We start from the raw sequence: 6,269 nt of genomic DNA on the forward strand, positions 1-6,269 counted from the left end.
CCTTATCGACCATGTGATTGACGGCACCGTAGATGATGTCACCCTTAACGGTGAAGGGATCAAACATGGTGACTTCGAAGTTCAAGCCGCCCCAGAACAGGGAGGTGTTGTCATCAACGCCAGACAGCTTCGGGTTGGAAGAAACCAGACCCTTCGCGTAGAAGTGCTTGTCCTCAATGTCGAGGATATTGTCGCCGCCAGAATCTTTTGCGTTGTAGATGTCAGCACCGAGGGAGCCGTAGATCAGGTAGGGGGTGAAGCCGAAGCCGTCCATGTTTACCGGCAGGATGGCGGTAAAGATGTCGATGTCGTCTTCGTTGTACTTGCTGTCGTCCTCGCCATCAGCGTTGTCCAGTGCGCGGACCCAACCAACAGTCAGGCCGACCTGGTCGGTGATGGGGGAGGACACGAGGATGCCAGCGGCGTCGTCGTCAAAGATGGGGGAGCCGTAAGCGCCCTTGAAGCCGACAGGCTGCAGGCCAACGCGGGCAGACACGGAGGTGCCGGGAACCACAAAGTTGGTGTAAGCATGCTTCACAGCAACGGTGTTGCCGTCGGTGCCGAGGTCGCCACCTTCGCTTTCGCTACCCCATTCGGAGTTGATTTCGAAACCGAGAACGGCGTTCAGGGCTTCGGACGCAACGTAGTCAAAGTAGACACGGATGCGCTGGTCGGCCTTGAAGTCGTCTTCACGGTCCTTGTCATTGAAGTCTGCGTTGTCAGTCCAAGTCAGGAAATGATTGAACTGAGCTTTCATCTGGACTTCTTTGGCGGAAGCGAAGCCCGCCAGGCCCAGAACGAGAGCGCCCACAAGGGCCAGAGTCAATACTCGTTTCATGGTGAATTCCTTCTTTGTTTTGCTTTGAGGCAAAGTGCTGAACATTTCTAACGCCACGGCGAGCCTGGTTGCGCCCAAGCTCATTGTCGTGATTATCGCTTTTTCAGTAGGGAATCAACCGTAAAGCGTGGAAAAAATGACAAAGGTCAAAATTTTTTTACCGTACAAAATCTTGTCCCTGCGAAAAGCGCCAAATGCGAGGGATTCTGCACTGACGGGGATCACGTGGTTTATGGCGTTGCACATGGAGAACAGGAGAATTGCCCGATTGAGGGTGAAAGTGGGAATAGAATGCCTGTTTTGACGAAAATGTAACAGGTCGGTGGGGAGGGGCTCACAAGACAAGGCGCGGGGACTGGTGTACATGGGGCGTATGTTCGAATTTGACCCGAAACGTTATCCGCAGTCGCCCGGCGTGTACCTGATGAAGGATTCGCGCGGGCGCATTATATATGTCGGCAAGGCCAAGAGTCTTCGGGCGCGGCTTTCGTCGTATTTTCGTAGTCCCGGCCAGCAGACGCCCAAGACCCGCATCATGGTGGGACGCATAGCCGCCATCGAGACGCTTCATACCGCGACGGAGAAGGAAGCCTTGCTCCTTGAGGCGAGCCTTATCAAGAAGCATCGCCCGCGCTACAACATCGTGCTGCGTGATGATAAGCAGTATGTCCTTATGAAGCTCTCCAAGCGGCATGACTATCCGCGGTTGACCATGACGCGAAAGGTTGTCCGTGATGGTTCCGTGTACTACGGACCGTTCACTTCCGCCGCTGCCGCCCGCGCCACATGGAAAATCATGGGGCGCATGTTTCCGCTTCGCAAATGTACGGACAAGGCGTTTGCCAACCGTGTGCGCCCCTGCTTGTACCATCATATTGGGCAGTGTCTTGCTCCGTGTGTGAAGGTCGTCCCGCGGGAGGATTACGCCACGGTTGTGCGGCAGGTGGAGCTTTTTCTTGCCGGGCGTACCGGGGAGCTTACCGAGGATTTGACCGTGCAGATGCAGGCGGCCTCTGAGGCGCTGGAGTTCGAGAAAGCCGCCCAGATTCGTGACCAGCTGCGGGCAGTGCAGATGACGGTGGAACGCCAGAGCGTGGTCATGCAGACGCGCTCCGACCTTGACGTTGTCGCTGTTGCGGAGACGCATGGCGGCCTTGGCTTGGCACTGATGTTTATCCGGCAGGGGCGGCTTCTTGGCCGCAAGTCGTTCTTCTGGTCCGGCCTTGGGCTGGAGGAGGGGGGCGAGGCCGTGTCCGGCTTTCTCATGCAGTTCTACTCCCAAAGCCGGTTTGTACCGGAACGCATTCTGTTGCCGTGGGAGCCAGACGACCCGGTTTTGGCCGACGTCTTGGCCGAGCATCGGCAGGGACCGGTTCGGCTGCGTACCGCGCGCTCCGGCGATGAGAAAAAGCTCCTTGAACTGGCCCGTGCCAACGCCGCACAGGCCGCGCCGTCCGAGAGCGAGGCCCCGCTTGAGGAATTGCTGATGAAGGCGCTTCGGCTCCCGCATCCTGCGCGGCGTGTGGAGTGTATTGATATTTCGCACCTTGGCGGCAAGGGCATGCGGGGCGGGCAGGTTGTGTTTGAGGACGGCCGCCCCGCCAAGAGTGAGTACCGCACGTATACCTTTGAGGAGCTTGAGGGCAGCGGCGACGACTATGCGGCTCTTGCCGCGTGGGCGACGCGCCGTGTTGCGTCCGATGCCCCGCCGCCGGACCTTGTGCTTATCGACGGTGGACGGGGGCAGGTTGCGGCGGTGCAACGCGCGCTGGAGGAGGCAGGCCGCCCGGCGGCGTGGCCCATTGCAGGCATCGCCAAGGCCGTTGGTGAGCCAGGCGCCGGTCCAGACCGCCGCGCAGGCGCTCTGGATGACAGAATTTTTCTGCCGGGGCGCAAGAATCCGCTTCCGCTCAAGGCTGGCAGTCCGGAACTCCTGTTCCTGCAGCGCGTGCGTGATGCTGCGCATTCTTTCGTTATTGGGCGCCAGCGTGCGGGGCGGACCAAGAAGATGCTCAGTAGCGAATTGACCAGCCTTTCCGGCATTGGCCCTAAGATGGCGCGGCAGTTATGGGACGCCTTTGGCTCCATCGACGCCATGCGCGCGGCGTCAGTGCAGGACCTCCGGCGTGTCCCGGGGCTGGGGCCCAAACGCGCCGAGGCGCTGCATCAGGCTTTGCGTCAGCTGAAAGGGGAGTCTGAATAGCGCCGGGAGCACGGCGTATTCTGTCAATGTGCAGTGTGGATGGCTTGACGCCTAATTCGGATTGTTTTAATCGGGTTGCTGGGCCGTCAGGTCCACAGCGTCACAGACTTCATGGATTGTATGAAACGAATAGAGATAGACCGATGAAATTATCCGCCCGTTCGCGCTATGCGGCCCGGCTCCTGCTGGAGCTGGCGCAGCATGCTGGCGCCGCCCCCATTAAGGCGTCCTACCTTGCTGAACGTACAGGCATTTCCGTTCAGTTTATCGAGCAGATTATCAAGCCGCTGAAGAAGGGCGGTTTGGTGCACAGCCTGCGCGGTGCCAGCGGCGGCCACAGCCTCGCTGTGGAGCCGCAGGATGTGACCCTCGCCCGCATTGTTGAGATTATGGAAGACGGCATTTCGTTGACCAAGTGCTGCGCGGACCCCAACTCCTGCGGCCGCGTGGACGACTGTAAAACACGGAGCGCATGGATGCATGCGTCCAAAGCGCTGCGAGAAGGGCTGGAAGCCATCAGCTTGGCCGACCTTATGGATTCTCCGGCGTCCTCAGCGTCGTTGTTGGCGGATGACCCCGTGGAAGGGGAGTCCTAGCGGCGCGCCACAAGCGCAGAAGAATGAAAAAGACCGACGCGGCGAGCCGTGTCGGTCTTTCTTTTATGATAATGGGCGCCGCCTGTGGGGGCGGTCTGAAGCCAGCGTGTGTTTATGACAGCGTCAGCGGCTCGCCAATGGTGGCGGAGAGGAGCGTCGTCTTTGGCGCGCGGGTGGCAAGCTCGTCAGCAAAGGCCGCAGTGCTCTGCTCCAGAACGGGGAAGGTGCCCCAGTGCATGGGCAGGACAGTCCGGCAACCGAGCAGCGAACAGGCCAGCGCGGCCTGCGCCGGGTCCATGGTGAACACGCCGCCGATGGGGAGCAGGGCGAGGTCGATGGAATAGAGTTGTCGCCACAGTTCCATGGAACTGAAAATGCCTGTGTCACCAGCGTGGTAGATGGTGTAGCCATCCTCCAGGGTGATGATGTAGCCGGTTGGCGCGCCGGATTCGCTGGAGTGGAAGGCCTGCGTCATGGTGACGCGCACTCCGCCAAGGTCCAGCGTCCCTCCAATGTTCATGCCGATGCCGTTGGCAATCTGTCCTGCCGGAACGCCAGCCTGTTGCAGTTTTTCCGCAGTGCCGACAATGGCGACCAACTGCGCGCCTGTGCGGGTACAGATGTCCACAGCGCTGCCAACATGGTCCCCGTGGTCGTGGGTGATGAGGACGGCGTCGGCCTCGGTGATGTCTGCGCCGGAAATGGGCGCGGCGGGGTTGCCGTCAAAAAAAGGGTCGACAAACAGCGTGCGCGAGGGCGTCTGAATTTTGAAATTGGCGTGCGAGTACCAGGTAATGGTGTTTGGCATGAGTGGTTCTCCTTAGCTCGGTGTCTCGTCGCCCCAGCGGGCTGACAGGTCGTGGGGGACGTGTAGCATATCCAGAACGCGTCCACAAAAGTGATTGACGAGCGCGGTGACGGATTGCGGATTCAGGTAGAACCCCGGGCTTGGCGGCATGATGGTGGCGCCGGCGTCATGGGCGCGGAGCATGTTTTCCATGTGGATTCTGTTCAGCGGTGTTTCGCGGGGGACCAGTACGAGGGGGCGGCGCTCCTTGAGGGTGACGTCCGCCGCCCTGTGGATGAGGTTGGAGCCCATGCCCGTGGCGATGGCCGCAAGCGACGCCATGGAGCAGGGGCACACGATCATGCCGGAGTGCTGCCACGAGCCACTTGCTGGTGGCGCGCCAATGTCGTCCTGCGAATAAACGGCGTGAGCGTGGGCCGTGATGGCCTCCGCGCCGTCGCCGGTTTCCAGTCGGAGCACCTCGCCCGCTGCGGCGGAGACGATGCAGTGCAGTTCAATATCGGGCGTTTGCCCTAAAACGCGGGCGAGAGTGACGGCGTAGGGCATGCCGCTTGCTCCGGTCACCGCGAGGACGATGCGTCGGGGGCTTTTTGTGTGGTGTACGGCGTGTGATGTCATACCAAGCAAATACCATTGGCGAGAGAGCCTTACAAGCCGAACCGGACTCGCGCTCCAGCGCTCAATACAGGGCTGGAGATGGGGGCGGAGGGGGCTTCGGTTTGGGACCAAAGCGGGGACAGCGGCATGAAAATATGATAAATCCTGCTTGACAACATTCCCTCACAGGGCATATTAAGCCCTCCTTCACGGGCAATTAGCTCAGTTGGATAGAGCGCTAGCCTCCGGAGCTAGAGGCCGCAGGTTCGACTCCTGCATTGCCCACCATGAGAATAAAAAGGACTTTCCGAGTAATCGGGAAGTCCTTTTTTTGTGCGATTTCAGTTCGCGAAGCGAGCTTTAGTAGCGGCCACGGTATGCACCACGAACGCAAGAGGCGTCATCAGCCAAAGGCCACGCCAAATCCGTTGGCGATGGTGATGATGCCCCAGAAGACCGGGATGTAGACGAGCATGGAGATGAAGACCGTTGCGGAGGTTTCGGATTCTCCGGCGTTATAGACCTGCGAAAACACACAGGCCAGCGGCGCGCTGGGCATGCCCGCGAGCAGGGCGCCGATAACAAGAGTTTTGCCCGTTATGCCAAAGGCGTAGAGCAGAGTGGCGGCAAGGGCTGGCTGGATGATGAGCTTCATCAGGTTCACGGAGAGGACGCTCTTCAGGTTCAGCTTGGGGTCAAGCTGCGCAATGAGCATGCCTATGGCGAACAGCGTGCACGGCACGGACGCCATGCCAAAGCTCTGCATGCTGTCTGTGAGAAATGCCGGAATATGCAAGCCGCAGAGCGACACGGCAATGCCCGCGAAGGCCATCAAGATGCCCGGCGTTTTGATGAGCGAGAATCCAACGTTGCGCAGTACCGCCGCTCGGCCTTTGCCATCAGCGTTTTGATACATCTCGAACTGCGTCACGATGAGCATAACAATTGCGGTGGGCAGCAAGATGGAGAGCGTGACAATGACCAGCGTCTCGTGGGTGTTGTCGAACAGAGAGATGATAATCGGCAGGCCAAGAAACGCGCTGTTCGGCAAGCTGGCCGAAGCCGAGCGAATACAGCTGACCGGCCCGCAGGCCTTGAAGAGCCACGACGAGATGCCGAACATGCACAGATAGGAAATGATCATCGACATGGTGTAGGCCGTCGCAAAGCGTATTTGGAAGATTTCCTCAATGGGCGTGGTGGCCAGCGAGGAAAAAAGCAGTGCGG

Annotated in this window: 6 protein-coding genes and 1 tRNA gene; 3 read left to right on the forward strand and 4 right to left on the reverse strand. The window is 59.5% G+C overall.

Going from position 1 to position 6,269, the window contains the following annotated elements:
- A partial coding sequence (locus ACY69P_RS13085; RefSeq protein WP_462327791.1) for an outer membrane homotrimeric porin occupies positions 1–838 on the reverse strand: 838 nt, incomplete at its 3' end.
- A 373-nt stretch (positions 839–1,211) separates the two neighbouring features.
- Between ACY69P_RS13085 and uvrC the strand changes: the two genes are divergently transcribed.
- Positions 1,212–3,041, forward strand: coding sequence for an excinuclease ABC subunit UvrC (uvrC, locus tag ACY69P_RS13090; protein ID WP_462327792.1), 1,830 nt, complete (start codon positions 1,212–1,214; stop codon positions 3,039–3,041).
- Between the two features lie 143 nt (positions 3,042–3,184).
- Positions 3,185–3,637, forward strand: coding sequence for an RrF2 family transcriptional regulator (locus ACY69P_RS13095; protein WP_462327793.1), 453 nt, complete (start codon positions 3,185–3,187; stop codon positions 3,635–3,637).
- A gap of 112 nt (positions 3,638–3,749) precedes the next feature.
- Here the strand turns inward: ACY69P_RS13095 and ACY69P_RS13100 are convergent, their stop codons facing one another.
- On the reverse strand, positions 3,750–4,445 hold the full coding sequence (locus tag ACY69P_RS13100) for a metal-dependent hydrolase (RefSeq protein ID WP_462327794.1): 696 nt from the start codon (positions 4,443–4,445) through the stop codon (positions 3,750–3,752).
- A gap of 12 nt (positions 4,446–4,457) precedes the next feature.
- Entirely contained in the window at positions 4,458–5,063 is a 606-nt protein-coding gene (locus ACY69P_RS13105) for a UbiX family flavin prenyltransferase (protein ID WP_462327795.1), read from the reverse strand.
- 190 nt (positions 5,064–5,253) lie between these two features.
- Between ACY69P_RS13105 and ACY69P_RS13110 the strand changes: the two genes are divergently transcribed.
- Positions 5,254–5,330, forward strand: a tRNA-Arg gene (locus tag ACY69P_RS13110).
- A 115-nt stretch (positions 5,331–5,445) separates the two neighbouring features.
- On the opposite strand, the gene ACY69P_RS13115 is transcribed toward ACY69P_RS13110, so the two are convergent.
- Positions 5,446–6,269, reverse strand: an 824-nt coding sequence (locus tag ACY69P_RS13115; RefSeq protein WP_462327796.1) for an AEC family transporter, incomplete at its 5' end; no start/stop codon positions are given.

It is taken from the genome of Desulfobaculum sp., from assembly GCF_054921475.1.